A 25,672-nucleotide genomic window follows, 5' to 3' on the forward strand; every position below is an offset into this window, starting at 1 on the left:
GGGCGCCATTGTTCACAAAACCCTGCCCCAGTCCAATAGCGGCTTGAACCTTTCTACTTGCTGAACCGATTGCGAATAGGCGTGGCCTTGCCCGAACCCTCAAAATATTTCGAATAAACTTCGCCGGCTTGCCTCTTTTTTCTCAAGGACACGTACTTTGGCCGAACTGAGTGCGCGGCATACGCGGGAGGTGAGTGACATGCGCCTGCGCGACGCGCTGATCGTCGGCATCGCGCAGATTGGCGCCTTGATTCCTGGGGTCTCGCGCTCCGGTTCCACGCTGACCGCTGCGCTGTTCCTCAATTTCAAGCGTGAAGAGGCTGCGCGTTTCTCCTTTCTGCTGGGCCTGCCGGCGATCGCCCTCGCCGGCTTGAGTCGCCAGCGTCTCGGCGTTCTTCGCGATCTGGGGCCTGATGAAGTTCCTGGAGCGGTTCTCCACCTGGCCGTTCGTGATCTACCGCGCGCTGCTGGGGATCTTCCTGATCGTGGCGATCAGCACCGGGTTGTTGAGCTGAGCCTCAGGGGCGCAACGGCGCGGCATCGACCTTAACGCTCGAAATCGCGCGCATCGTGCCGCTCCCGCAACTGCTCTTCGAGCGGCCCGGACACCCGGTTGACCCGCCGTCCGCGCTGCACCGCCGGGCGCGCCTCAATCGCATCGGCCCAGCGCAGCACATGCTTGTAATCCTGCACCGAGAGAAACTGCGCCGCGTCATACAAGCGGCCTTTGACCAGGCCACCGTACCAGGGCCAGATGGCGATATCGGCGATGGTGTAGTCGTCACCGGCAATGTACTCGCTCACGGCCAGGCGCTGGTCGAGCACATCCAGCTGACGCTTGGTTTCCATGGCAAAGCGGTTGATCGGGTACTCCATCTTGCTCGGCGCATACGCGTAGAAATGCCCGAAACCACCGCCCAGGTACGGCGCACTGCCCATCTGCCAGAACAGCCACGACAGGCACTCGGCGCGGGCCGCAGGTTCGGTCGGGAAGAACGCCCCGAATTTCTCTGCCAGGTACTGCAGGATCGCGCCGGACTCAAACACGCGAATCGGCGTGGCGCCGCTGCGGTCGAGCAAAGCAGGGATTTTCGAGTTCGGGTTCACCGCGACGAAGCCGCTGCCGAACTGGTCGCCGTCACCGATCTTGATCAGCCAGGCATCGTATTCCGCACCGGTATGCCCGAGGGCCAACAGCTCTTCGAGCAGGATCGTGACCTTCTGCCCATTCGGCGTGGCCAGCGAGTACAACTGCAACGGGTGTTTGCCGACCGGCAGGGCCTTGTCGTGGGTCGCGCCGGCGATGGGGCGGTTGATACTGGCGAACGTGCCGCCACTTTCGGCGTCCCAGGTCCAGACCTTGGGGGGTACGTATTCGGTCATGCTCACGGCTCCTGATGTGCTTGCGGTCAACGAATCGACCCAGACTAAACCAAAGGTTGGGGTGCGTCACAATCCCGTCTTCACCCTTGAACGCTGGGTGGACGCTTATCGGTAACGGCTTTCAACTGCCCAAGGTAGTCTTCCACTTCCTTGAACAGCCACTGGGAAAACGCATGCTGCTTGGTGTGCGAACCTTCACGGGGCGGCCAGACCAGCCAGTAAGGATAAGCGTAAGGCGCACAGACATCGCCGAGCTGCACCAGTTCGCCACGCGCGATAGCGCCCTGCACCAGGCTGCGCCGCTCCAGGGCGATGCCCTGCCCCAGGCGCACAGCCTCCAGGATCAGGTTGGAGTCATTGCTGCATAAACCTGCGCGCTCGCCCGACATGTCGATTCCCGCCGCTTCGCACCACGGCAGCCAGGACTCGGTGCTATGGATGAGCGTGCTGTCGACAATCTGCTGTGGTGTCTGCGGCAACTGCCCGTGATTGAAATGAGGCGCGGCCACGGCGATCAATTCATCATGAAACAACAGCCGCTGCTCCACGCCCTCCCAATCGCCCTTGCCCATGCGGATGCCGATATCGACCGATTCCTGATGCAGATTGGAAATGCTCAGGCTGGCTTGCAAGCGAATGCGCATATGCGGGTACAGCGCCTGGAACGTCGGCAGGCGTGGGACCAGCCAGGAGCAGCCGAACGAGGGCAACACCGCTACCACCAGTTCATCGGTCTTGGGTTGGGCCTGGATCAAGCGCGTGGCTTCGGCGATATCTCCCAGCGCCTTGCGAATCTGCAAGGCGTAGAGGCGCCCGTCTTCGCTCACCCGCAGGCCGCGACCTTCGCGCACGAACAGGGTCAGACCGACAAACGCTTCCAGCGCCTTGAGCTGCTGGCTGATCGCCGAGTGGGTGACGTGCAACTCCTTGGCCGCCAGGGTCACACTGCCCAATCGCGAGGTGGCTTCGAAGCTGCGTAGGCACGTCAAGGGAGGAAATGCACTCATGTAAGCGCGACTAACCTTTCTGGGTAAAAATAATCGATATTGCGGGACGGACGCCCGCTATAAAGTTACCTAAGCTAACCAATCCTGCCAACTACCCATTACCCATTACCCAGGAGGCTTTATGAAACTGGTCGGCATGCTGGACTCGCCTTATGTACGTCGCGTGGCCATTTCCCTGGAACTGTACGGCGTGGATTTTGTGCATGCGCCCTTGTCCGTGTTCAGCACCTACAGCGAATTTGCGCGGATCAACCCCGTAGTCAAGGCCCCGACCCTGGTGCTGGACGATGGCACCGTGTTGATGGACTCCAGCCTGATCCTGGATTACCTCGAAGCCCTGGCCCCGGCCGACAAAAAATTGCTGCCGCAGGCCCCTACGGCACGCGCCAAAGACCTGCAACTGCTCGGGCTGGCCCTGGCGGCCTGTGAGAAAAGCGTGCAGATCGTCTATGAACACAACCTGCGGCCGGCCGAGAAGCAACATGCGCCGTGGCTCGAACGCGTCACCGCGCAATTGCTGGCCGCGTATACGCTGCTGGACCAACACCTGAGCCAGGCCGACAGCGAAGCGCTGACCCAGGCCTCGCTGACGGCGGCGGTCGCCTGGTCCTTCAGCCAGTTCACCGTGGCCTCGGTGGTCAAGGCGGATGCGTTCCCCCATGTGCAACGCCACGCCGAGCGCCTGGAGCGGCATCCAACCTTCAAACGCTACCCGATCGTGTAATCCGCTCTACACCCAGCCGCCATCGACAATGAAGTTCTGCGCCGAACACATCGCCGACGCCTGCGAAGCGAGAAACAGCGCCATGTTGGCGATGTGTTCCGGCAATACGCTGCCAGGCAGGCACTGGCTGCGGCTGATCAGTTCCTTGGCGGCGTCGTCGACCCACATCGTCAGTTGTTTTTCGGTCATCACCCAGCCCGGCACCAGCGTATTCACGCGGATACGGTCCGGGCCCAGCTCACGCGCCAGTGCCCGCGTCATGCCGTGGGCGGCGGCCTTGCTGGCGGCGTACACCGGGTAGCCGGCGGAGGCCATCATCCAGCCGACGGAGCCCAGGTTGATGATCGAACCGCCGCCCGCCCGCTTCATCATCGGCACCACGGCCTTGGCGGCAAAAAAGGCGTGCTTGAGGTTGACGGCAATCAGCTTGTCGAAGGTCTCCGAGTCGACTTCCTCCAGGGTATGACGCACGTCGTTGGCGGCATTGTTCACCAGCACGGTGATCGGCCCCAGGGCGTATTCGAAGCGCGCAATCGCGGCCTTGTAGGCAATCTCGTCGGTGATATCGCAATGCCCGAACTCGACGGTATGCCCCTGGGCACTCAACAACGCGGCCAGGCGCTCGCCCTGGCCTTGCGCGCGATCGACAAATGCCACCTTGGCCCCCTGCCCGGCGAAGGCACGCACCATGAATTCGCCGATCCCCGAAGCGCCTCCGGAAATCAACACGGTCTTGCCCTTAAGGTCGGGATAAACGGCCTGTTCAGTACTCATATCAAGGTTGCCTCGATCAATTAGTCTTATTTTATTTTACGAAATCGGCGTTTAAGGCTATAAATTTGCGGTCACACCGACAAAATATCGCACATTAGTAGAACTATTCCACTCAAAACAACAAAAGGAAGTTCGACCATGAAGCACCCTCGATACCTGTTGTCCGGCCTTGCCCTGTCCATGCTGATCGCCAGCGGTGGCGCGCAGGCCGCCGGTCTGTCCAGTGAACACAAACCCTTCGGGAAAACCAACGACGGTACCGCCGTCGAGCAGTACGTATTGCGCAACAGCCACGGCATGCAAGCCACGGTCATCACCTATGGCGGCGTGTTGCAGGCGCTGAAAGTGCCGGACAAGCACGGCAAGGTCGAGGACGTGGTGCTCGGCTTCGACGACGTGCAGGGCTATCAGGGTGGCACGGCGTTTTTTGGCGCGACCATCGGCCGCTTCGGCAATCGCCTGGCTGGCGGTGCGTTTGAACTCGACGGCAAGCGCTATCAGGTGCCGCTCAACGACGGTCCCAACGCGCTGCATGGCGGCGCCCAGGGCTTCGACAAGCGCGTGTGGCAAGCCAAGCCCGTCAAGGACAAGGACTCGGTCGGCGTGACCCTGACCTACCTGTCCAAGGACGGCGAGATGGGCTTTCCCGGCAACCTGACCACCGAAGTCACGTATCGGCTCAACGACAACAACGAACTGCACATCGACTACAAGGCCACCACCGACAAACCGACGGTGCTCAACCTCACCAACCACAGCTATTTCAACCTCGCCGGCGCGGGCAACGGCGATATCCTCAAGCAGGTGGCGACCTTGCATGCCAGCCACTACACGCCGGTGAATGCGACCTTGATCCCCACCGGCGAACTGGCGCCGGTCAAGGGCACGCCGATGGACTTTCTCCAGCCCACCGCCATCGGCCAGCACATCAAGGACAATCATCCGCAACTCAAATTCGCCGAGCCGAAACAGGGCGGGTTTGACTTCAACTGGGCGCTGGACACCCAGGGCGATCTCAAACAACTCGCCGCCGACGTGTACGACCCCGACTCCGGCCGCCGTTTGCAGCTCTACACCACCGAACCTGGGGTGCAGTTCTATACCAGCAACTTCCTCGATGGCTCGGTGAAGGGCAAGGCAGGCAAAACCTATAAGCACTGGAGCGGTTTCACGCTAGAGACCCAGCACTTTCCCGACGCGCCGAACCAACCGAAGTTTGCCTCGACACGCTTGGACCCAGGGCAGACCTATACCCAGCGCACCGTCTTCAAGTTCTCCGCCGATTGAGGCTGGCGGCTGGCTTGCCGGCGACCAAAACACTGTTGCAGGCAAGCCGGCGTCCGGATCTATTGTGATGCAAATAGTCCCCAAAACCGTGCTTGGCTGCTATTGTGCCGCGCTTTGAAAAGCCGCCTACCAGCAAGGAAATGGACGTTGAACACTGACGAAAAAATGACCGGGGACCTGTTCGAGGTGGATAAGCGCCTGTCACTCAAACCCGTGGTGGACTTCAACGCCTACCTGCGCAACGCATTTGGCGACGGCCCATGCACCTGCGTGCGTTGTGCTGCCAGTGGCGGGGATGAAACCGGCTATGAGTTCCAGCACACCTTCAACCTCGACACCAAACCCACCCACCGCCGCTTTGCCTCGACGGCCGGCAGCGATGTGCTGTTGATGTTGAAAAAGGCGTGGCTGTCGTACACCAAGGCGGAGTTGCCGCTCAGTGGTGTGCTGGCATTGCCGACGGTGAAGGAGTTTGTCGAGCCACAGTTGCACAAGCGCCTCGCCCCGTTGTTTCTGGCCAGTGGGTTGGCCAAGGATGTCGAGGGCGAACTGCGCATCCAACCGCAGGCGATGGCCTGATTCCGCCCTTGAGCCCGCCCTTGAATGTGCGGCTCAGACGTCGGGGTGATAAATCGAACCGTTGAGTGAGCGCAGTAGCGAGCGTCCTACCCAGGGACGCCGCTGTCCCTACGCCAATCCTGCCTATTTCGGCTTTTTCCTTGCGCAAGTTTCATCAGTGGGATCAGCATGGCCCACGATGAATAGCCGCTTGATCGAATAACGCGCCTTCACCACCAAAGCCGAACACCGTCGCACCGAGACGGGCATCCTGCGCGTGACGATGTCGCCCGACTGCCGCCGCGCAGGGTTGGCGCAGCGAAAGCACAGCTCAGGTTTTGCGTTGATCACAAGGAGTTCTGGATGGCCGCACCAAGCAAGAAGATGAGCCTGTTGGGCCTGACCACCCTGGTAGCGATCAACATGATGGGCTCGGGGATCATCATGTTGCCGGCCAGCATGGCGCAACTGGGCGCGATTTCGCTGCTGTCGTGGGTCGTCACCGCGCTCGGTTCGATGGCGATTGCCTACGGCTTCGCCCAATGCGGGCTGTTCTGTACCCGCAGCGGCGGGATGTCGGCGTATACCGAGGAGGCCCACGGCAAGTCGGGGTTTTTCCTGTGTTCGTTTCTGTATTTTCTGTCGCTGATTATCGCCAATGTGGCGATTGCGATTTCGGCGGTGGGCTATTTGTCATCGTTTATTCCGTGGCTGGGCAGCGGGCCGCTGCCGTTTTTCGTCGGCAGCCTGGCGCTGATCTGGCTGACCACCGTGGCCAACTTCGGCGGCCCGCGCATCACTGGGCGCATCGGTGTGGTGACGGTATGGGGCGTGATCATTCCAGTGGCGGGGCTCTGCGTGATCGGTTGGTTCTATTTCAAGCCCGAGGTGTTCACGGCCGCCTGGAACCCACACCAACGGCACCTGTGGGACGCCGTCAGTGCGAGTATTCCTCTGACCCTGTGGGCCTTTCTTGGCATGGAGTCGGCCGCCCAGGGCTACGACGCGGTGGAGAACCCCAACCGCACCGTGCCCCTGGCCTGCCTGCTCGGCACGCTTGGGGTGGCCGTGGTGTATGTGCTGTCGACCGCGGTGATCCAGGGCATCGTGCCCAATGCCGAACTGGCCGCGTCGTCCGCACCGTTTGCGCTGGTTTACGCGCAGATGTTCAGCCCCGGAGTCGGCAAGCTGATCATGGCGCTGGCGGTGGTGGCCTGTATCGGTTCGTTACTGGGCTGGCAATTCACCCTGGCGCAAACGGCCAAGATGTCGGCGGACCAACGCCTGTTTCCGCGCTTTTTCAGCCGCGTCAGCCCCGCGAATGCGCCGGTGCTGGGGTTGCTGGCCTGTGCCACGCTGCAAAGTCTGATTGCCTTGTCGACCATCTCGCCCACCGCCAGCGCACAGTTCAGCAAACTGGTGAACCTGGCGGTGGTGACTAATCTGCTGCCCTATGTGACCGCCCTCACCGGCCTGCTGGTGATGATGTACAAGGCGCACGCCAGCGCGACGGTGCAGGCGCGCAATACGCTGGTGGTGCTGGTGGCCGTGGGGTATTCGCTGTATGCGATTTATGCCTGCGGTGAAGACGCGGTGTTTGGCGCAATGCTGGTGCTGGCGTTCGGGTATCTGTTGTATGGATTTCTGGCCAAGCGGTTTATTGGGGAACCGGTCTATCCCCCTGGCAGATGAAGATCAACATGTGGGAGGGGGCTTGCCCCCGATAGCAGTGGTTCAGTCAATGCATGTATCGACTGGCGCACCGCAATCGGGGGCAAGCCCCCTCCCACATTTTCTACCGGGTGCGTTTATTTACGCGCCGCCTCCCACTGCTTGAGCAGGTCGCCGTAGGCCACGGTTTCGCCTTTGGGTTTCTCGTTGGCCAGTTTCGGCTTCGGCGCGCCCGGCTGGTCGAACCAGTATTGGGCGTCACGTTCCGGGTTCATTTTCGGCCCGCATACCGGTTGCACTTTAGAACGCTCCAGGCGCGCCATGATCGCGTCTTGCTCCTTGGCCAGATTGTCGAGCGCCTGTTGCGGGGTTTTCTCGCCGCTGGCGGCCGCTGCGATGTTGCTCCACCACAGTTGCGCCAGGCGTGGATAGTCGGGCACGTTGGTGCCGGTCGGGGTCCACTCCACCCGGGCCGGGCTGCGGTAGAACTCCACCAGTCCACCGAGTTTCGGCGCCAGGTCGGTCATGGCTTGGGAGTTGATGTCGGACTCACGAATCGGCGTCAGGCCAACGATGGTTTTCTTCAGCGACACGGTTTTCGAGGTGACGAACTGCGCGTACAGCCAGGCCGCGAGTTTCTGCTTCTCAGGCGTCGACTTGAGGAAGGTCCAGGAACCCACGTCCTGATACCCCTTCTTCATGCCCTTTTCCCAATAAGGCCCGACGGGCGATGGCGCCATGCGCCATTTCGGCGTGCCGTCGGCGTTTACCACGGGCAGGCCCGGTTTGGTCATGTCGGCGGTAAACGCGGTGTACCAGAAGATCTGCTGGGCGATATTGCCCTGGGACGGCACCGGGCCGGACTCAGAGAAGGTCATGCCCGCCGCTTCCGGTGGTGCATAGGCTTTCATCCAGTCCACGTATTTTTGCGTGGCGAACACGGCGGCCGGGCCGTTGGTGTCGCCGCCACGGGTCACGCTGGAGCCCACCGGGTGGCAGTCCTCCACGCGAATGCCCCACTCATCCACCGGCAAACCGTTGGGCAAACCCTTGTCGCCACCGCCGGCCATGGAAAACCAGGCGTCGGTGAAGCGCCAGCCCAGGGACGGGTCTTTCTTGCCGTAGTCCATATGCCCATAGATGCGCTTGCCGTCGATTTCCTTGACGTCTTCGCTGAAGAATTTGGCGATGTCTTCGTAGGCCGACCAGTTCACCGGCACGCCGAGGTCATAGCCGTATTTTTCCTTGAACTTGGCTTTCAGCTCCGGACGTTCGAACCAGTCGGCGCGGAACCAGTACAGGTTGGCGAATTGCTGGTCGGGCAACTGGTAGATCTTGCCGTCCGGCGCGGTGGTGAAGGAGATACCGATGAAGTCCTTGATGTCCAGGGTCGGCGAGGTGAAGTCCTTGCCTTCGTTGGCCATCAGGTCGGTGATGGATTCGGTCTTGCCATAGCGAAAGTGCGTACCGATCAAGTCGGAATCGTTGACCCAGCCGTCATAGATATTCTTGTCGGACTGCATCTGGGTCTGCAGCTTCTCCACCACGTCGCCTTCCTGCAGCAGGTCGTGGGTCAGCTTGATGCCGGTGATTTCACTGAAGGCCTTGGCCAGTACCTTGGATTCGTACTCGTGGGTGGTGAGGGTTTCCGACACCACGTTGATCTTCATCCCACGGAACGGTTCGGCGGCCTTGATAAACCACTTGAGTTCCTCGAGCTGCTGGTCGGCCGTGAGGGTCGACGGCTTGAACTCGCTGCCGATCCATTTTTTCGCCGCTTCTTCATACGCATCGGCCCAGGCCGTGGCACTCAAACCGCTGAGGGCCAGTACGGCGGCCAATGAAATGCTATGTCGCAGCTTATTGTTTTTATCGAACATAGAGACCTCCTGGTTGATTTCAAAAGGGACTACAAACGCCACACACCCCTTGTAGGAGCGAGCTTGCTCGCGAAAAACGCCCAGACACCGCGCACTCCCAGAAACGCCGCGTTATCGTTGACGAATTTCTCGAGCAAGCTCGCTCCTACAGAGAATAGAGGCATCCGCACTAGCCCCAACGCATCACACACAACAGCCATACAAGGGAGAGCGCGGACGCCACCCAGATGCTCCAGTCGGTTACGCCGATCACCAGCAGGTGCAGGTAGGCGCTTCCGAGAAGACCGATAAACAAACGATCACCACGGGTGGTGCTGATCGGCAGAAACCCGCGCCGAGGGATACTCGGCGAGCGCAGTTCCCAGGTGGTCATGCCCGCCAGAATCAGGGCGATACCGCCAAAGAACAGCGCGGTGGGGGTGGTCCAGGCCATCCATTCCATCATCGATTCCTCAGACCCGGCCCAGGGCAAAGCCCTTGGCCACGTGGTTGCGTACAAACCAGATCACCAGCATGCCGGGCAGGATGGTCAACACCCCCGCCGCTGCCAGCACGCCCCAATCGATCCCCGACGCCGAGACGGTACGGGTCATCACCGCCGCGATGGGCTTGGCGTTGACCGAGGTCAGCGTGCGCGCCAGCAGCAGTTCGACCCAGGAAAACATGAAGCAGAAAAACGCCGTCACGCCGATGCCAGAGCCAATCAATGGGATAAAAATCTTCACAAAGAACTTGGGAAAGGAGTAGCCGTCGATGTAGGCCGTTTCGTCGATTTCCTTGGGCACGCCAGACATGAAGCCTTCGAGAATCCACACCGCCAATGGCACGTTGAACAGGCAATGCGCCAAGGCCACCGCGATATGCGTGTCGAATAGGCCGATGGACGAATACAGCTGGAAAAACGGCAGCAGAAACACCGCCGGCGGCGCCATGCGGTTGGTCAGCAGCCAGAAGAACAGGTGCTTGTCGCCCAGGAAGCGATAGCGCGAGAACGCATAGGCCGCCGGCAGCGCCACGCTCAGGGAGATCAGCGTGTTCAGGCTCACGTAGTACAGCGAGTTCAGATAACCGGTGTACCAACTCGGGTCGGTGAAGATCACCTTGTAGTTGGCCAGGGTAAAATCCTGCGGAAACAGCGTGAGCCCGCCGAGGATTTCGGTGTTGCTTTTGAAGGACATGTTCAGCAGCCAGTAGATCGGCACCAGCAGGAACAGCATGTAGATCAGCAGCGGTATGAGTTTGCGCTTGCTCATGTTGGCGGCCTCAGCGGTTGGCGTCGGAATGGGTCATGGCGGTGTAGAACAGCCAGGACACCAACAGGATGATCAGGAAGTACACCAGGGAAAACGCTGCGGCCGGGCCCAGGTCGAATTGGCCGACAGCCATCTGGGTCAGCGTCTGACTGAGGAACGTGGTGGCGTTACCCGGCCCGCCGCCGGTCAGTACGAAGGGCTCGGTGTAGATCATGAAACTGTCCATGAAGCGCAGCATCACCGCGATCAGCAGCACGCTTTTCAGCTTCGGCAACTGGATGTGTCGGAAAACCGCCCACGCCGACGCCCGATCAATACGCGCTGCCTGGTAGTACACGTCCGGAATGGCGCGCAGCCCCGAGAAGCACAGCAGCGCCACCAGGGACGTCCAGTGCCAGACGTCCATCACCAGCACCGTGACCCAGGCGTCCATGGTGTTGGCCGCATAGTTGTAGCTGATGCCCATGGCATTGAGGGTGGAACCGAGCAGGCCGATATCGGCGCGGCCGAAGATCTGCCAGATGGTGCCCACCACGTTCCACGGAATCAGCAGCGGAATGGCGAGGATGATCAGCACCAGCGATGACCAACGGCCCTTGGTCGGCATGGTCAGCGCGATGGCGATGCCCAGCGGGATTTCGATCAGCAGCACGCACGCCGAGTATATGAACTGGCGCAGCAACGAGTCGTGCAGACGCGGGTCGAGCAGCACCTGCTTGTACCAGTCGGCGCCGACGAAATAGCGACTGGACTGGTCGAAAATGTCCTGCACCGAGTAGTTGACCACCGTCATCATCGGGATCACCGCACTGAATGCCACCAACAGGAACACCGGCAACACCAGCCACCAGGCTTTATTGTTCTGCACCTTGTTCATGGCAGCACCTCCAACAGGTAATCGTCGGCGTAGAGCATCAACCACTGCGTGGGGAAGCTGATGGAGGCGCGGCCCTCGGGTACCGGTTTGTCTTCGGCCAGGCGTACTTTCAGCGGTGCGCCGTCGAGGTTGAGGGTCAGGATCTTGTAGGTGCCGAGGTCCTCCACATGAACGACGTCGGCCTGGAGGGCGTCGGGATTTGGCTCATCCCACACGTGAATGAATTCCGGGCGGATGCCCACCTGCAACGTCGTGTAGTGCGTGTCGGTAATGCGTTGCTGCAACGCGGCGGACAAGGGCAGATGGGTGCCGGCAAAGCGCACGCCGCCCGCCTCGGCCTGCACTTCAATCAGATTCATCCCTGGGCTGCCGATGAAATAGCCGACAAACGTATGGCTCGGCCGCTCGAACAACTCGCGTGGCGTGCCGAACTGCACGATCTGCCCGCCGTACATCACCGCGATCTTGTCGGCAAAGGTCGAGGCTTCCAGTTGATCGTGGGTCACGTAGACCATGGTGATATTGAACTGCTCGTGGATCTGCTTGAGCTTGCGCCGCAGTTTCCATTTGAGGTGCGGGTCGATCACCGTCAGCGGTTCATCGAACAGGATCGCCGAGACATCGTCGCGCACCAGACCACGACCCATGGAGACTTTCTGTTTTTCGTCGGCAGTGAGGTTGCGCGCCTTTTTGCCCAGCAGGCTTTGCAGGTCGAGGACTTCGGCGATTTCCTGCACCTTGCTGTGAATTTTCGCCTCAGCCATGCCCTGGTTACGCAACGGGAAAGCCAGGTTGTCGAACACCGTCATGGTGTCGTACACCACCGGGAACTGAAACACCTGGGCGATGTTGCGTTTCTCCGGGGTCAGCTCGTTGACCACTTTATGGTCGAACAGCACTTGCCCTTCGGACGGGCTGAGCAGACCGGAGATGATATTGAGCAGGGTTGATTTGCCGCAGCCCGAAGGCCCGAGCAAGGCGTAGGCGCCGCCCTGCTCCCATACGTGGTTCATTTCCCGAATGGCGTAGTCCTCGGGACCTGTCGGCGTAGGGCTGTAGCTGTGCGCCAGGTTTTGCAAATGGATCTCGGCCATCAGGCAACCCTCGCGACACGGCGTCCGGGCGCCTGGACCAAGCGGCCCTGGCTGTCGAACACAAACAGTTTATGGGTGGGGATGTACACGCGGATCGGCGCGTCGACGTCGTACTCATGCACCCCCGGCAAGTGCAGCACCAGCAGGAAATGCTCGCTGCGTACATGCAGGAAGGTTTCCGAGCCGCTGATCTCGGCGACTTCCACGGTCACCGCCAGTTCGAGGTCGTCGTCGTTGCTGGGCACCAGGCTGATATGGATGGGGCGCACACCAAAGCGGAACTCGCCCTCGCCGATGGGGCGCAGGTCGACGTTGAGCGGGAAGTGTATGAAATTGGCGAAGCTCACTTCGTTGCCGCTGATGCGTCCCGGCATCAGGTTGATCGGCGGTTCGGAAAACAACTCGGCGGCCAATACGGTTTGCGGCTGGTGGTAGACCTCGGCCGCCTTGCCGCTCTGGATCACCCGGCCTTCGTGGAGGATGGTGGTGGTGCCGCCGAGCGCCAGCGCTTCGTTGGGCTCGGTGGTAGCGTAGATGGCAATGGTGTGGCGGGCCTTGAACAGCTCGCGCATTTCCTGACGCAGTTCTTCGCGCAGTTTGTAGTCCAGGTTCACCAACGGCTCATCGAACAGGATCAGTTCGGCATCCTTCACCAACGCGCGGGCCATCGCTGTGCGTTGCTGCTGGCCGCCGGACAGCTCCAGCGGGTGACGCTTGAGGAATTTCTCGATGCGCAGCATCTGCGCGGTTTCCAGCACCTTGCTCTGGATCAGCTCGTTGGACACACCGGCCTGGCGCAACGGCGAGGCGATGTTCTCGAACACGGTCATGGTCGGGTAGTTGATGAACTGTTGATACACCATCGACACGTTGCGCAGGCGCACCGGTTTATGGGTGACATCCACGCCGTTCATCAGGATGCGGCCGCTGTCGGGCTTGTCCAGGCCGGCCATCAGGCGCATCAGGCTGGTCTTGCCGGACAGGGTGCGACCGAGCAGCACGTTGAAAGAGCCGGCCTCGAAACGCAGGTTGGCATCGTCGATCCAGGTCTGGCCTTCGATGACGCGGGAGACATGTTCCAGGGTCAATGACATGACACGCCCTTTTTTATTATTGGAATGAATCTGGCCAGTCGTCACAGCGAGTTTCATGCCAACCGCAGCAGGTGCTTGATCCACAAGCAAATGCCCTGAAAACGATGTTCGGGAGTGAACAAAAATGAACAATACTGACTGAACAACTGAACACTCGCCGGGTTGACAATGAACAGTTCTGAACAACACTGTTTGAACCCGATTTATTGAACAGCGCCCCTCCCACATTGACCTGGTTACATCCGTTAGATTGTGCAAGACCCCAAAACAATAAAAAGAAGGTCACCATGGCCGAACCGCTGACTCACGACACCCTCATCCAGGACTCCTGGCGCCGCTGCCGCGCATTCGGCCTGGACCATCTGAGCCCACCCAGCTTTGACCAACTGCCCGCCGAGGGCATCAGCCAATTGCTGGAGAGCCAGCATTCCCTGGTGCAGACCACCCATCAGGAAGTATTGCCTTACTACGAGAACATCCTGAGCAACTCCAACTGCCTGATCATGCTGGCCGACAACCAGGGCCAGGTGTTGACGTCGTGGGGCACCCAACGCTTCATCGAACCCAAGTTGGCCCGCGGTTTCAGCGCCGGCGCCAGTTGGATGGAGCGCTCCAGTGGCACCAATGCCATCGGCACCGCGCTGGCCTGCGCCCAGGCGGTGCATATCGAACACGATGAACACTTCCTCAAGGCCAACCGCTTCATGACCGGCTCGGCGGCGCCGATCTTCGACGCCCAGCGCGAAATCATCGCGGTGCTGGACGTGTCCAGCGACAGCTACTTGCCGCCCTCCCACACCCTGGGCATGGTCAAGATGATGAGCCAGACCGTGGAAAACCGGCTGATCCTCAACCTGTTTCGCGGCGAGCATTTCCAGCTGACCTTCAACACCGGGCTGAACAACCTCGACAGTCAATGGGCGGGCCTGCTGATCTTTGATGAAAGCGGCCAGGTGTTGTCGGCCAATCGCCGCGCCGACAATTTGCTGGGCATCAGCCTGTCGCGGGTGATGATCGACCGCTTGTTCAAGGTGTCGATGCTGGAGTTACTGAATCAGCCGCAGGGTTTGCCGTTTTCCTTGCAGGCGGCAGGCCGCAATCGCTTCCAGTGTTTATTGAAGCGGCCCAAGCAGACGCCGGTACACGCGCGTATTTTCAGCCAACCGGCGCCGCCGAAAGCCGCATCGATCAGCCTCAACACCCTGCATTTCGGCGACGTGCGTGTAGAAAAGGCCGTGCGCCAGGCCGAACGCCTGCTGGAAAAAGACATTCCGCTGCTGATTCACGGTGAAACCGGCGTGGGTAAAGAGGTGTTCGTCAAAGCCCTGCACCAGGCCAGTTCCCGCAGCCAACAGGCGTTTATCGCGGTGAACTGTGCGGCGATTCCTGCTGAACTGGTGGAATCGGAACTGTTCGGCTACGAAAAAGGCGCGTTTACCGGTGCTAATCAAAAAGGCAGCATCGGCCTGATCCGCAAGGCCGACAAGGGCACACTGTTTCTCGACGAGATCGGCGATATGCCACTGCCGACCCAGGCCCGCTTGCTGCGGGTCTTGCAGGAGCGCTGCGTGCAACCGGTGGGCAGCAGCGAGCTGTTCCCGGTGGATTTGCGCATCATCTCCGCCACCAACCATGTGCTACGCGAGCAGGTGCAGGCCGGGCGCTTTCGTGAGGATTTGTACTACCGCATTGGCGGATTGGCCCTGGAGTTGCCGCCACTGCGCGAGCGCACTGACAAGCAGGCGTTATTCCAACACCTGTGGCAGCAACACCGCGAACCGACCCAATGGGCCGGGCTGAGCGCCGAGGTGCTGGCGCTGTTCGAGCAGCACCCGTGGCCGGGCAATTTGCGCCAGGTCAGCAGTGTGTTGCAGGTGGCGTTGGCCATGGCCGAGGAGCAGGCGATCCGTGCGGAGCATCTGCCGGATGATTTCTTCGTGGATCTGAACGTGACGGCGCCGCTGCCCGCCAGCGAGTCTCTGGATGACAGCGTCGATCTGACGCTACGCTTGAAAGCGGCGGGCGGGAATATTTCCCACCTTGCGCGGGAACTCGGAGTGAGCCGCAACACCTTGTACAAGCGCCTGCGCCAAGGCAACGACTGAAACCCGGGTAGCAAGCGAACGCTGCCCTCTCAGGCTTGAAACCGCCCCGCCCACACGCGACACTGCGCCGCTCCATCACGAGGACACCGCCGATGACCGCAACCGCCGCCACCGTTTCTGCACGGGAGGCTTATCAAGTGCTCAAGGATATGGCCCTGGAAACGCGGGTCATCAGCGCCTGTGCGGCAACGGATGACACCGTGAACGTGGAAATCGACGGTTGGCAGGTAGTGTTGCTGACCCACGGCGCGTTACTGGTGGGCTGCCAGCACTGCCGCTCACCCGACGGGCGAAATGGATCATTGGACAGCTGGCAACGCTATGGCACCAATCCGGTGGCGCTGATGAGTACGTGGGAGCAGGCGCAAGTCGAACGCCTGTTGTCAGCGTCTCAACGCCAGCTCCACGACACGCCGGTGTAGATGCCCCGACCATCCCCAGGCGTGGAGCGGGCGGCGTCCAGGCCCTTGTCGTCATAACCCGGGGTGACGGTGTTGGCGTAGCGGCGGTTGGTCAGGTTGCGCAGGTCGACCCAGGCTTGCCAGTCCTGCTGCGGGGCGTCATAGCCGAAGGTCGCGCCGAGTAAGGTATAGGCAGACGCGTAGTAGGAATTGGCGTAATCCACCGCCACCCGCGAGGAATGCTCGGTATTGAGGCTGGTGTAGAAACCGGTCGGATGGCTGTAGCGCAGTTGCGCCTGGTAGTAGTGCTTGGGAATGCCCGGCAAGGTGTTGTCGCCAAAGCGGTCATCGTCGCGGTAGTGGAAGTCGCTGAAGGTGTAGGCCTGGCGCAGGGCGAGCTTACCGCTGCGGCCACCGTCCCACAGCGGGCTGAGCAGGCTCAGTTCGACGCCTTGGTGAACCGTGGGGCTGGCGTTGGATTCGGCGAGGATCGCGTTGCTGGTGAGGGTCTGGGCCTGGGTTTCAACGGTGAGCAACTCGTGGCGCACTTCCGAGCGGTACAGTGCCAGGTCCCATTGGCCGAACCACGCATCACCCCGGCCACCGACTTCCAGCGTGGTGGCGGTCTGGTTTTTCAAGCTCACGCCTTCGCGTTGCAGGCCGCTCGCCGGGCCGCTGCCTGGCCCGAAGTATTTGTTGGAGCCCCAGATCATCGACCAGGCATGCGGCGGCTCGACCGAGCGGCTCAGGTTGCCGTACACCTGCAATTGCGGGGTGAAGTCATAGCGCAGGCCGATGCGCGGCGCGTAGTCCCAGTCATGTTGACTGAGCGGCGCCTGGCCGTCGGGATAGGTCACCTGGGTTTCGCGGCGGGTGTAGATCGCGGCCAGGCCGGTGGTCAGCCACAGGTCCGGGACCAGTTCCAGGTCGTTGCCGATGTGCAGCACGGTGTCGGAACCCAGGTAGCTGTAGTCGCGGGTCTTGGTGCCAGGGGCGTAGCCTGCGGTATTGCCGACAGGAATACGCACGTATTCCGACGCGCCGTTGTTCGGCATCGCCTGGGTGGTGCGTAGGCCGATCGTGGTTTTGCTGTCGTGGCCGAACAGCGTGTCCTGGCGAATGTAGTTCAGCGTGCCGCTGATGTCGGTGTAGGCGACTTTCAGGCGATTGGTGCCTTCGCGCAGGTCCATCGGGTAGTCGTGATAGGCCAGGCCGACTTCGATCCGGGAGTTGTCGTCGAGCTGCAACGTGGTCTTGTTGGCGATCCAGGTGGAGCCCGGTTGCAGGCGTTTTGAGTCGCGGGCGGCGTTGAGGCTATTGGCGGCACGCGGATCGTGGCTGATCTGGTAGCGCGTGAGCTTGCCCGGCGTATCGTTGGTGGTTTCGCGGTAGCGCAAGTAGAAGCGCGTCTCCAGCGCGGGGTTGAAGCGGTAGCCGAAGTTGGCCGCGACACCCTTGCCCGTGCCGGCGCTCTGCTGCTGATAGCCATCGGATTCGGAATCGGTGAGGCTGATGTAATAGTCGGCATCCCCCAGCACCTGGCCCGAACTGATCTCGCGCTGGGCATAGCCACGGCTGCCCGCTTCATAGCGCACTTGCAACTTGGGCGCGTCGTAGCCGGTGTGGGTCACGTAATTGACCGCCCCACCCAGGGCCAGCGCGCCCTGGTCAAAACCGTTGGCGCCGCGCAGCACCTCGACGCGGCTTTGCCACAAGGGGTCCTTGAGTTCATAAGGCGTACCGCCGGGGCCTGTCAGCGGCAAGCCGTCGAGCATCTCGTACAACCCGGAAGCATGGGCGCCGGGGCTGCGATTCAGGCCCGAGCCACGAATCGAGAGCTTTACCCCTTCGTTATTCGCCGCCTTGGCGTACACCCCGGCCTGGTACTTGAACACGTCCTCGTTGGTGCTCACCCGCCCCTGTTGCACGCTGCCCATGTCGATGTAATTGGTACCGCCGGGCACGCTCTTGAGCTGCGCCTGCGCCACTTCACCCGCGCTGGCTTCGCGGGTGGTGACTTCGATCGGCGCCAATTGCAGGTCTTCGGCCTGCACAAGGGAGCTGAGGGTCAGGGCGGCAAAAAGCAGCGGAGGTTGGCGCAGCAGCATGGGGCGGGTCCTTGGAATGCGGGGGCGTGAAGGCCAGGCCTGGCACGCGAACTGTGATGGGAAGACAGGGATGCTCGCCAGGTCACGCTTTATTAACGAACCGGAGCCTTCCTACAACAGCATCGGACCCTGCCTGTTTTTAAACGCAATGGGATTGGGGAGTCGCGACCAGCCGAAAGGAAATAAGCGCTCCAATCATTGCAAAAGAAGCCCCGACGGTTCCCTAGTCAGCGGCGGGCTCCAACGCCCGCATGAAATCATCCGCCTCCGAGCCCGCCGGGAACCGGAAGCCGTACATTTCATCGGTGGCCAGAATAGCGCTGAGGGCGTCGCGAAACTGGGCTTCGGTCGGCGACTCCTGCAGCAGTTTGTGCGCCTGTAACAACAGGTCGGCAGAGACACCTTGAACACTTGCGGCGTCAATCACCGCAAACAGGATAAATCGCAGACGAATTTCGCGATCCGTGGGCCAAACCGTTTTTCGCTTACCCAAGGTAGGGCCTCATATTTAAGAAAAGTCCGAGGCTATTGCCGACGGGTGGGTGTTTCAAGCAGTGCAGTGCAAGATAGGGCACTTCCTACAGAGGAAACGGAAACTCCGCACTCAACCGTCCTGTCGACGCTGCCGAGTGGCTTGCCAGCACATCAGCGAGCTGGCCGTCACCAGCACGGCGCCTTGCCAGAATTGCGCGGTGAGGTGAGCCCCCAACCACAGCGCGGCGAATGCCGAGGACAACACCGCCCCCGATGTGTAGATCAACGCGGCGCCGCCCAACGGGCCGAAGCGTTCACTGACGCTGCGGATCAATCCAGCGGCAGTGCTCCACAGGAGAATCGCCACCAAACCGCATGCTGCGGCGGCACGCTCGCTGTTGATCTGCATGGTTACCCCTGACACCCGAAGAAATCTGGCGGTGATGCAACCAGCGATCCACGCGGGCCTGGGGATTCAAACCGGGCAACGTCAACGCTCACTGCACCGGCAGGAAATTCATCAGCAACAGGCTTTGCGCATAATTGACGCCCATACGTCGGTAGCGCTCATCGAGCATCCGGGTCAGCAGGTCGAGACGCGCGACGATCTTGCCGAACTCGACGGCGAAACTGAGGTTACTGCCCTCTTCCGAGATCTCGTTGGAAAACAGCAGCAGCACGCCGCTGGCGTCCTGACGCTGACTGAGCAGCCAGGTGGCCTTTTCGATATTGCGCGCTGCGTTGCTGACGAATTGCGGGTTGATCGAGTCAGAGATATAGAACTGGGTGCGCCCGCCATGCGCGGTCACCAGCATGCTGCCAATCGCATAGATAAACGCTCCGACCCGATCGCCACGAAACTCAGGGCTCAAGGAATAGCTCAGGGCCGCCAGATCACGTCGATCCCCCAGGGCAGGCAGCGGTTGGCGGTTCTCGATGGCTTGACGGATTTCCCGCGACGCACTCACCGCGTCCGGATAACCCGACTGGCGCCACTGGTTGGGGTTACGCAGGTACAGCTTATTCATCAGCAGATACAGGCTTTGCAGGTTATCGCGCATGCCCAGGGTGGCCATGCGATCGACACTGGTCTGGAAGAACTCATCAGGTTTGCCATCGCTGAGCTGCCTGGCGATATCCCGCCCCTGTTGCTGGCTGCAAGCGGTGGTGCAGAGCATGAACACGACAACCAGCCAAAGCGGACCGCTCATCAATCGGGGGATAAAAGGCGGGAACGTATGATTCATCTGCACCAGGTCTGGTTCTTATGTCCACACGCAGTATGGGTGTGGCTGGGTCAGAGATAGATCCGAAAAATCCGAAAAAGTGCAGGATTGGGCACCTTATAAATATACTGATAAGCACGCCCCCCCATTCACACCCGACACGACTCAACGGCAGAACACCGCTTTATGCAAACAAAACGGCCAGCTTCAGCAGGGCTGAAACTGGCCGTCATAGCATTGTGTCCTTCGGGCTTGGCCGATAGTCGTCCAATTAGAAAATCGAGATTGGGTAATCCACGATCAGACGGGTTTCGTTGTAATCCCCTTCCGCCTGATCGGCGTTACCGCGGTGCCAGGCTTGACGCACTCGCATCGACAAGTCTTTGACTGGGCCGGTCTGCACCACGTACTTGGCTTCAAAGTTGGTTTCGTGGTGCTTACCGTCAGCGCCATAACCATAGGCTTGGTAGGCACTGCCGACCGGCATGTGCGTGCCGTCGATATTGTCACCGTTCAGGTAGCGCGTCATAAAGCTCAGCCCCGGCACACCGTAAGCCGCCATGTTCAGGTCGTAACGGGCCTGCCAGGACCTTTCGCCTGGGCCGTTAAAGTCAGAGTATTGAACCGAATTGGCCAGGAAGATGGAGTCGGCCAAATCACCCGACTTGTTATTACCCACGGCCACATAGTCAAACGGGGTGTCGCCGTGAACTTTTTGGAACGCCAGTGTGACAGTGTGAGCACTCAGGAAAGAGTACGCCGCGGCCAACGACCAAGTGGTGTTGTCGATGGCACCGGCTTTGGCCTGGCCGGAATCGAGGGTGCGGTAGATATTGAAGTCCAGGTTCAGTGACTGATCGGCAGTGAACGGGATCGTGTAGTTGGCATTACCATAGTATTGATGCCAGACGTCTTTGAGGTCCGACGCAAACACGCTCATGGACAGGTTATCGGTCAGCGTATATTTACCGCCGAGGTAGTCAATGCTCTTGGCCGACACGTTTGCATAACCGGCATACAATTCGTGGCTATTGTTGGTTGTGGTCGGACCGTTACTACTGGTGAAGTGTCCGGCGTCGAGGTTCAACCCTTCAATTTCGCTGCTCAACAAGTTGAAGCCAGTCGCTGTTTGAGGCGTGGCGCGAGTACCCGCCGTGGCCAGGACCGGGTTGTTGGGCTGCAAGTTGCCATAATGCAGTTCAGTCTTGGAAAAGCGGGCCTTGATCGACGCACCTGCGCTGCTGAAATCATTCTCCGGCCGGCCGTTGCTGTCGACCGGCAAGTTGCCAGAGCCTGCATTGCCTTTGCCACCATCCAGCTTCACGCCCCAGTATCCGTAAGCATCCACACCAAAGCCGACGGTGCCTTGGGTGAAGCCGGAGGTGAAGTTGCCTTGCATCACCTGCAACCAGTCCTGTTTGTCGCCCGCCGAATTCTTACCGTCACGATCAAAATAAAAGTTGCGAAGTAGAAGGTTCAAACTACTGCCTTCAACAAACCCCTTGGCAGTCGCTTGGTCCTCCACACCCGCGGCTGAGGCTAGTTGACTAGCACCCAGCGAGACCGTCAGCGCCACCAAATTCCACTTAAAAGACATTGTTCGTTCCCCTGTTTTTAATAGAGCTGCCTCGTCTCTCGATGCACAGTCAGCAGGATCTCCCCTGAAGTCAGGCCGTCAAAAGCGAAGAGTCATAAGTCGATGGCAGATGAGAAGGTTTCTAAGTCGCAACGCATTGACTGCGCAGCGCAAGGTACCGTTTTATAACGGTTTATTTTTAGTACAGGGCAGAGCCTAAGGTGAAAAACTTATAACACTTTCCCGCCGATGGAATGACCTCGTTTCCCGTGAAAGTAATTTTCCATTTCTGTAACAATTCCGGTTTATACAAGAAAGCCGGACGCGTGAAATGAGCTGGACATCGATGTTTCGCATACATCTAAAATCCCAACTGCACGATGAAAACGGCACGCTCTGAGCCTGGATATCCGCAAAGGGCCAAACTGATTCAGGCGTTCTTGGGGCTCCCTTATCGAGAGCGGCGAATACCGCAATATTTACGAGGTAGCCTGAAGCAACGTTGTGCTAGCGTACCTGTAGGACGGATTACATGATGGTCTTAGACGCATGCCTCGAGGTCGATACGACTACAAGCCTCGAGGCAGGACATCACATCGCTATAGAGCCAGCCTGCAGGTATCGCAGCGCCATGGGGGTACAGAACCTGATGACACACATTGCCCCATTGCCCCCCCTTGATTCGAGTCACGATCACCCACTCATAACGGCCGCGCTGTGAACGCTGAGCTACCTCATTCAGGTTCGCAGACGCCGCTTGAGGGTTTGTGCGAGGCGCAGGTGCAGCAACGTCTGGCGCAGGACGGGCCGAACGAACTCCCCGCCTCCCGCCGACGCAGCGCCTTGCGCCTGATGTGTGACGTGGCCTTCGAGCCGATGTTTCTCCTGCTGGTCGCGTGCGGCGCTTTGTACATGGTGCTGGGCGATGTCCAGGAAGCCCTGATGTTGCTGGGCTTTGTCTTCGTCGTGATGAGCATCAGCTTTGTCCAACAGCGGCGCAGTGAACGCTCCCTGAATGCGTTGCGGGACCTCTCCAGCCCAAGGGCTAAAGTGCTAAGGGAAGGTAAAGAGTGCAGCGTTCCCTCGCGGGACCTGGTCGTTGGCGATGTTGTAATGCTGGCTGAAGGCGATCGCGTACCCGCTGACCTGCAACTGACAACATGCGCCAACCTATCAATTGATGAGTCCTTGCTGACCGGAGAATCCATGCCAGTCAGCAAGCTGGTCGCGCCGCAGTTTCATACACTTGGTGATCCAGCGCCGCCGCCAATGGATGCGACCCTTGCGCAGGCATTTTCAGGCACATTGGTCACGTGCGGTACCGCCCAGGGACGTGTCACCGCCACAGGCGAGCGCAGTGCGCTGGGCCGGATTGGCCAGTCACTGGCAGACATCGAGGTGGAACCCACCCCGACACAACAGCAAACGCGTCGTGTGGTCAAGCGGGTCGCTGTCATAGGCCTGGCGCTGGCGGCGGCGCTCGCTATCGCTTTCGGGCTGCTGCGCGGTGACTGGCTGCATGGGATGCTGGCGGGCCTGACGCTGGCGATGGCAATCCTACCGGAGGAGTTGCCGGTTGTACTGACGCTCTTTCTAGGCCTCGGCGCCTGGCGACTCGCCCGTGAGAAGGTGTTAGCGCGTAGCATCCCTGCCGTCGAATTGCTCGGTGCGACCACCGTCTTATGCGTCGACAAGACCGGTACGCTGACGGCTAACAGAATGACGGTCAGGCGCCTTTGGTCCGAGGAGGCTGAGTATGAAGTCGCCAGAGATGGTACTGACGGCGGCACGCCTTTGCAGGAGGCACTCCATGGTGTGCTTGAGTACGCGGTTCTCGCCAGCCACCGCCATGCTTTCGACCCGATGGAGTCGGCCATCGGCGAGACCGGGCAGAACCTGCTGGCGCTCACCGAGCACCTTCACGCCGACTGGACGCTGATCGACGACTATCCCTTGTCACCCCAGATGCTGGCAATGTCGCGGGTCTGGCAATCGCCGAATCAACGAGAGCGACTCATTGCTGCAAAGGGAGCGCCCGAGGCAATCGTCGATTTGTGCCATATGGATCCCGTTCGCAGCGCGCGCATTGCGGCTCAGGTGCTGGCGATGGCGGCAGACGGGCTTCGCGTTCTCGGCGTCGCACAGGCGACCTTCGCCGCCGAGGTATTGCCCGGTTTACAGCACGACTTCGACTTCAGGTTTCTAGGATTGGTCGGGCTCGAAGATCCGATTCGTCCAGATGTGCCGCAGGCTATTGCCGAATGCCGAGCCGCAGGCATCCGTGTGGTGATGATGACGGGCGACCACCCGGCCACAGCGATGTCGGTCGCCAGGCAGGCCGGGCTGGGCACCGATGCGCCGGTGATCACGGGAACCGAACTGTCCACACTGAACGATTCTGAACTGGCCGCACGACTGATCACGACGCAGATCTTCTGCCGTGTTCAGCCAGAGCAGAAACTGCGCCTGGTACGCGCGTTCCGTGCACAGGGTGATGTCGTCGCCATGACCGGCGACGGTGTCAACGACGCGCCTGCGCTGAAGGCAGCCGATATTGGCGTTGCCATGGGTGCGCGTGGCACCGAGGTCGCACGCGAGGCGGCCGCGCTGGTTTTGCTCAATGATGATTTCGAGTCGTTGGTGACCGCCGTGCGCTATGGCCGCCGCATTTTCGCCAACTTGCGCAAGGCGATTGTGTTTGTGGTGGCCGTACACGTGCCGATCGTCGGCCTATCGATGCTTCCAGTGCTTTTCGGCTGGCCGATGGTGCTGATGCCGGCGCACATTTTGTTCTTGCAACTGATCATCGACCCCGCCTGCTCGGTCGTGTTCGAGGCCGAACCGCTTGAGCCGGATGCGATGAAGGCTCCTCCACGTCGAAAGGAGCAACGGTTGTTCGACAGCGCAGTGATGATACGCGGCCTCTGCCAGGGCATTGGCTTACTGATACTGCTTCTCGCGACGTATGCGGGTATGAGGTTCTTTGCGCCGGTTGCGTCTGAGCGAGATGAGCTTGCGAGAACACTGACCTTCGTCGTCCTGGCGCTGGCCAACCTCGCCCTGATCCATACCAATAAGTCATGGGGCCGCACGCGCTGGGTGGGGCCTGGCGTGTTTGGCACCCAGCTCAGTTGGATCGCTTTCGCAACGCTGGCCATGTTGGCGGTAGCGCTGTTTTTTCCGCCGGTTACCCAACTGTTCTCATTCGTGACACCCGCGCCAGTACTGCTACTTTTCGCATTTGGCATCGTCGCGCTGAGCGTAATGTGGTTCGAAGTCGTGAAATGGCTAATACGAATGAGGAGCGAGCACAGCGACTGAGCGAAGCCTTTAGTGCTGATCCCCGCGTTCGCCAGGGGCTGCACATGTCGCAACCCAGGCGAGGTCTGTTCAGCAGTTAATCGCTTAGATTGGCTCCCAGCGTTGGAAAAGCAAACCGGATCAGCAGCGCAGCATCGCGCCCTTCGCCCGTGAGAGTAATCTCTGCCCCTCTAACATTATCGGGTAACGCGGCAAGTGGACTCGTCACGTTGGCGAACCTCTTACTCGGGTCAACGCCTTCATAAAAGGTGTACGTCAGGATTCGAACCCTGGAATCGCCAGTAACGTTCACTAGCTTCCAGGAATCCAAAGTAACTTTTTAAAACAATACGTTAGATTCTAATAATTACCGCACCAAGGCACTTTTGAATGCGTTGGAGCCCGCGCCGATCATGGGGCGCATAAGGTTGCAGAAATCATTCCGCCCTCCCCCGCGTGCTGCCGATCGAACACTATCGCCAATAGTCGTAGTGAAACATCCGGGGGCCGCTGATAATCTGCGACCACGTTCGCCAGCCGTTTAGGGATGGAGGCGTAAATAGAAGCCCTGGAGCCGCGAACCTCCGGGGCTTTGCTTTTTTGGCGCAGGCTGACACCCAACTCTTCTGGGCATTTTTCCTTTGGCCCTAAATTGTTCAGGGCGCTGGGCGAAATCCCTTTCAGTACCGACATAGCCGAAATCGGAATGGTTGTGATGTGCCTTGATCTTTCCCGATAGACACGTTCGATTGCACCCGCCGGATTGTTTGGTTGTCATGGATTTGGTGTGTTTGTGCATCGGCGTAGCCGTGAAGCAAGCCTACGATCAGCCCCTGAGACAGCCGACCTTGCGATTGCTCATGGTCGCGTTTAGCGCGGA

At 60.1% G+C, this 25,672-nt stretch carries 21 protein-coding genes and 1 pseudogene; 8 read left to right on the forward strand and 14 right to left on the reverse strand.

The genetic code is table 11. The annotated features are described in order from the left end of the window. Positions 1–157 precede the first annotated feature (157 nt). A pseudogene (locus tag U5A08_RS17200) lies at positions 158–515 on the forward strand (undecaprenyl-diphosphate phosphatase); the annotation flags it as partial. A gap of 31 nt (positions 516–546) precedes the next feature. On the opposite strand, the gene yghU reads toward U5A08_RS17200, so the two are convergent. Next, positions 547–1,383: a glutathione-dependent disulfide-bond oxidoreductase gene (gene yghU, locus U5A08_RS17205; RefSeq protein ID WP_321847633.1), complete on the reverse strand. Its 837-nt coding sequence runs from the start codon at positions 1,381–1,383 to the stop codon at positions 547–549. An 80-nt stretch (positions 1,384–1,463) separates the two neighbouring features. Next, positions 1,464–2,390, reverse strand: a complete 927-nt coding sequence (locus U5A08_RS17210; protein WP_321847634.1) for a LysR substrate-binding domain-containing protein — start codon at positions 2,388–2,390, stop codon at positions 1,464–1,466. Between the two features lie 121 nt (positions 2,391–2,511). Between U5A08_RS17210 and U5A08_RS17215 the strand changes: the two genes are divergently transcribed. Next, positions 2,512–3,114 (forward strand): glutathione S-transferase family protein, encoded by a 603-nt coding sequence (locus U5A08_RS17215; RefSeq protein WP_321847636.1) that lies wholly within the window; start codon positions 2,512–2,514, stop codon positions 3,112–3,114. 6 nt (positions 3,115–3,120) lie between these two features. Here U5A08_RS17215 and U5A08_RS17220 read toward each other — a convergent pair whose 3' ends face one another. Further along, on the reverse strand, positions 3,121–3,888 hold the full coding sequence (locus U5A08_RS17220) for an SDR family NAD(P)-dependent oxidoreductase (protein ID WP_321847638.1): 768 nt from the start codon (positions 3,886–3,888) through the stop codon (positions 3,121–3,123). Between the two features lie 138 nt (positions 3,889–4,026). On the opposite strand from U5A08_RS17220, the gene U5A08_RS17225 reads away from it, so the two are divergent. The 3 genes from U5A08_RS17225 to potE all read left to right on the forward strand — a co-directional run bounded on the left by U5A08_RS17225 (position 4,027) and on the right by potE (position 7,425). Beyond that, positions 4,027–5,175: an aldose epimerase family protein gene (locus U5A08_RS17225; RefSeq protein WP_321847640.1), complete on the forward strand. Its 1,149-nt coding sequence runs from the start codon at positions 4,027–4,029 to the stop codon at positions 5,173–5,175. Positions 5,176–5,322: 147 nt separating this feature from the next. Further along, on the forward strand, positions 5,323–5,754 hold the full coding sequence (locus U5A08_RS17230; protein ID WP_321847642.1) for a hypothetical protein: 432 nt from the start codon (positions 5,323–5,325) through the stop codon (positions 5,752–5,754). 342 nt (positions 5,755–6,096) lie between these two features. After that, the gene (potE, locus tag U5A08_RS17235) at positions 6,097–7,425 is read left to right on the forward strand and encodes a putrescine-ornithine antiporter (RefSeq protein ID WP_321847644.1); all 1,329 of its coding nucleotides are present in this window, start codon (positions 6,097–6,099) and stop codon (positions 7,423–7,425) included. Positions 7,426–7,541: 116 nt separating this feature from the next. Here the strand turns inward: potE and U5A08_RS17240 are convergent, their stop codons facing one another. The 6 genes from U5A08_RS17240 to U5A08_RS17265 form a co-directional block, all read right to left on the reverse strand. Beyond that, positions 7,542–9,284 (reverse strand): ABC transporter substrate-binding protein, encoded by a 1,743-nt coding sequence (locus tag U5A08_RS17240; protein ID WP_247397799.1) that lies wholly within the window; start codon positions 9,282–9,284, stop codon positions 7,542–7,544. A 169-nt stretch (positions 9,285–9,453) separates the two neighbouring features. Next, positions 9,454–9,726 carry a DUF2160 domain-containing protein gene (locus U5A08_RS17245; protein WP_253396653.1) on the reverse strand — a complete coding sequence of 91 codons (273 nt, stop codon included), beginning with the start codon at positions 9,724–9,726 and terminating at the stop codon, positions 9,454–9,456. 10 nt (positions 9,727–9,736) lie between these two features. Beyond that, the gene (locus tag U5A08_RS17250) at positions 9,737–10,537 is read right to left on the reverse strand and encodes a carbohydrate ABC transporter permease (protein ID WP_253396655.1); all 801 of its coding nucleotides are present in this window, start codon (positions 10,535–10,537) and stop codon (positions 9,737–9,739) included. 10 nt (positions 10,538–10,547) lie between these two features. Further along, positions 10,548–11,414, reverse strand: coding sequence for a carbohydrate ABC transporter permease (locus U5A08_RS17255; protein WP_247397808.1), 867 nt, complete (start codon positions 11,412–11,414; stop codon positions 10,548–10,550). Continuing rightward, the gene (locus U5A08_RS17260; RefSeq protein ID WP_247397810.1) at positions 11,411–12,508 is read right to left on the reverse strand and encodes an ABC transporter ATP-binding protein; all 1,098 of its coding nucleotides are present in this window, start codon (positions 12,506–12,508) and stop codon (positions 11,411–11,413) included. Before U5A08_RS17260 ends, U5A08_RS17255 begins: the two co-directional genes overlap by 4 nt. After that, positions 12,508–13,602 carry an ABC transporter ATP-binding protein gene (locus U5A08_RS17265; protein WP_321847650.1) on the reverse strand — a complete coding sequence of 365 codons (1,095 nt, stop codon included), beginning with the start codon at positions 13,600–13,602 and terminating at the stop codon, positions 12,508–12,510. The genes U5A08_RS17260 and U5A08_RS17265 overlap by 1 nt, the downstream gene beginning before the upstream one ends. 287 nt (positions 13,603–13,889) lie before the next feature. On the opposite strand from U5A08_RS17265, the gene U5A08_RS17270 reads away from it, so the two are divergent. Together U5A08_RS17270 and U5A08_RS17275 are read left to right on the forward strand one after the other, a co-directional pair. After that, positions 13,890–15,707, forward strand: coding sequence for a sigma-54-dependent Fis family transcriptional regulator (locus U5A08_RS17270; RefSeq protein ID WP_321847652.1), 1,818 nt, complete (start codon positions 13,890–13,892; stop codon positions 15,705–15,707). Positions 15,708–15,799: 92 nt separating this feature from the next. Then, positions 15,800–16,129: a DUF7693 family protein gene (locus U5A08_RS17275; protein WP_321847654.1), complete on the forward strand. Its 330-nt coding sequence runs from the start codon at positions 15,800–15,802 to the stop codon at positions 16,127–16,129. On the opposite strand, the gene U5A08_RS17280 is transcribed toward U5A08_RS17275, so the two are convergent. From U5A08_RS17280 to U5A08_RS17300, 5 genes are all read right to left on the reverse strand, one after another. Next, entirely contained in the window at positions 16,099–18,216 is a 2,118-nt protein-coding gene (locus tag U5A08_RS17280) for a TonB-dependent receptor family protein (RefSeq protein WP_321847656.1), read from the reverse strand. The two genes, U5A08_RS17275 and U5A08_RS17280, sit on opposite strands and share 31 nt — an antisense overlap. A gap of 223 nt (positions 18,217–18,439) precedes the next feature. Further along, positions 18,440–18,709: a hypothetical protein gene (locus U5A08_RS17285; RefSeq protein ID WP_247397819.1), complete on the reverse strand. Its 270-nt coding sequence runs from the start codon at positions 18,707–18,709 to the stop codon at positions 18,440–18,442. Between the two features lie 111 nt (positions 18,710–18,820). Then, the gene (locus U5A08_RS17290) at positions 18,821–19,099 is read right to left on the reverse strand and encodes a hypothetical protein (protein ID WP_321847658.1); all 279 of its coding nucleotides are present in this window, start codon (positions 19,097–19,099) and stop codon (positions 18,821–18,823) included. An 88-nt stretch (positions 19,100–19,187) separates the two neighbouring features. Then, positions 19,188–19,901, reverse strand: coding sequence for a hypothetical protein (locus U5A08_RS17295; RefSeq protein ID WP_253400405.1), 714 nt, complete (start codon positions 19,899–19,901; stop codon positions 19,188–19,190). A gap of 286 nt (positions 19,902–20,187) precedes the next feature. Continuing rightward, positions 20,188–21,513, reverse strand: coding sequence for an OprD family porin (locus U5A08_RS17300; RefSeq protein WP_253396665.1), 1,326 nt, complete (start codon positions 21,511–21,513; stop codon positions 20,188–20,190). Positions 21,514–22,209: 696 nt separating this feature from the next. Here U5A08_RS17300 and U5A08_RS17305 point away from each other — a divergent pair. Beyond that, positions 22,210–24,813 (forward strand): cation-translocating P-type ATPase, encoded by a 2,604-nt coding sequence (locus tag U5A08_RS17305; RefSeq protein WP_321847659.1) that lies wholly within the window; start codon positions 22,210–22,212, stop codon positions 24,811–24,813. Positions 24,814–25,672 lie beyond the last annotated feature (859 nt).

Origin of the sequence: Pseudomonas paraveronii, from assembly GCF_963681955.1 — a bacterium.
In the GTDB taxonomy this organism is placed as follows: Bacteria; Pseudomonadota; Gammaproteobacteria; order Pseudomonadales; family Pseudomonadaceae; genus Aquipseudomonas; species Aquipseudomonas paraveronii.